Source organism: Muriicola sp., assembly GCF_041567615.1.
Classification (GTDB): Bacteria; Bacteroidota; Bacteroidia; order Flavobacteriales; family Flavobacteriaceae; genus Muriicola.
This window is the reverse complement of sequence record NZ_JBFGBM010000274.1, coordinates 1-1,839: the sequence shown is the minus strand read 5'-3', so window position 1 is coordinate 1,839 and position 1,839 is coordinate 1. Positions and strand designations below refer to the sequence as shown.

The 1,839-nt window shown below is 50.2% G+C and carries 2 protein-coding genes; both read left to right on the top strand.

The features are described 5' to 3' along the window. Positions 1-157 precede the first annotated feature (157 nt). Positions 158-970, top strand: a complete 813-nt coding sequence (locus ABYP73_RS13005; RefSeq protein WP_372974621.1) for an NUDIX domain-containing protein — start codon at positions 158-160, stop codon at positions 968-970. Between the two features lie 83 nt (positions 971-1,053). Further along, on the top strand, positions 1,054-1,806 hold the full coding sequence (gene ppgK, locus ABYP73_RS13000; protein ID WP_372944742.1) for a polyphosphate--glucose phosphotransferase: 753 nt from the start codon (positions 1,054-1,056) through the stop codon (positions 1,804-1,806). Positions 1,807-1,839 lie beyond the last annotated feature (33 nt).

The window sequence follows — 1,839 nt, the reverse complement described above, 5'->3', positions numbered from 1 at the left end:
GGTCCTCCTGCCCTTTTTGAAGTTCCTTACCCTGTCCCGCCTGTTTTATATCCTGGCAATAATCCTCTTCGGCCTCACTATTATCTTTGTGATATGGTACTGGCTAAGTCCGAGACCGCACGACCCTCCTCAATCTTAAAATTAAAGGACCCCGCCTTTGATACGCAAGAAAAAACCAGAAACCCCTGATAAGAAGATCCACCCTCTTATAGGAGTGTTGCTCTTTTTGATCTCCCTCGTACTTCTGGTCATCACAGGTCCTTTGGGCTTCCTTTACGGACTTTTCCACAATCTGTTCAGGAGAGGGATTACGGGAGTGGGCGAATATTTGCTAAAAATTGCAATATCTGTGGACCAGCTCGGCAATGTACTTATGCAGCACCTGCTCAACCTGCTTTGGATACGGAAAGGAGGATACCCCTTCGGCAACCGGGATGAAACCATCTCGAGCGCCCTTGGCAGGAATAAGAAACTCGGGATGCTTACGGGTTTCGGAAAATTTATCGATGGCTTCCTCGATCTCATCGACCCCAACCATTCCCTGAACTCTATCGACTATTATGTGGAACCTACCCACAACCTGATAGACAAACTCGGATGGGTCTTTGTAGAGGACAAAAAGGTTTTGTGCGTCAGGAGTAAGAACAAAGACCTTTTTTATATCCCGGGAGGGAAGAGGGATAAAGGCGAATCCGACCTGATGGCTCTAAGCCGGGAGATCGGGGAAGAATTACAGGTCACCCTGAAGCCGGAAAGCTTCAGGTTCCTCGGTTCCTTCGAGGCCCAGGCCGATGAGCAACCTCCTGGGGTAATGGTTCGTATCCGTTGTTACGAGTCTGAATTCAGGGGTGAATTAAACCCCGCATCAGAGATCGAAGAGATGAAATGGCTGGGTTTTGAGGACAAAAATCAGGTCTCAGCTGTGGGCGGGCTGGTATTTGACCACCTGAGGCTGGAAGGCAGGATGTAAGCCCATAGTACAAACATCTCCTGAATTTTGTTACTTTTACGGCCGACTAACCAGGCGAGTTTCGCTAAATTTTTGAAGTTTACATGACAGTTTTGGGAATAGACATCGGAGGTTCGGGTATGAAAGGTGCCCTCGTGGATTCTGTAACAGGAGAAATGCTGACAGAGCGGTTCCGTATCCCAACCCCTGCATCCCGCAAACCCAAACCCATGGCCAAGGTAGTCAGGAAGATCGTCGAACACTTCAACTACGAAGGACCTATCGGGTGTGGTTTTCCCACTACCCTGAGGCACGGTGTCTGCAAGTCGCAGGGCAACCTCCACAAGAAGTGGGTGGGTGTCAATGTGAAAGAACTCTTTAGCGAAGCCACCGGCCTTCCCGTTACAGTGATCAATGACGCGGACGCCGCCGGTTATGCTACCATGAATTACGGGGTGGGGAAAGGCAAGAACGGATTTGTGGTTATGATCACCATAGGCACTGGTTTAGGCAGCGGTGCGTTCTGGGACGGGGAACTCGTCCCGAACTTCGAGCTGGGTCAGATCCCGTACAAGGAATTCGACAAGATAGAGACCTGGGCTGCGGCCTCGGCCAAAGAAAATGAAAACCTCACTTACGAGGAATGGGGGAAGCGGTTCAATATATTTTTGCAATATGTGGAGATCCTGGTCTCCCCTGACCTGATCATCCTGGGCGGGGGAACTTCCAAGGATTTTGACGAATACAAGGATTTTATCACCATTGAGACCCCGGTAATCCCTGCCGGACTCCAAAATCACGCCGGGATCATCGGTGCAGCTGCAGCGGCGGTTCACCATCCCATCACCCTCGATTGATCCTATAAGAAGCATAAAAAAAGCGCCGGTTGG

Excerpts from the sequence above, each read along its gene's own strand:
- ppgK (WP_372944742.1), top strand. The coding sequence starts at position 1,054 with ATGACAGTTTTGGGAATAGACATCGGAGGTTCGGGTATGAAAGGTGCC.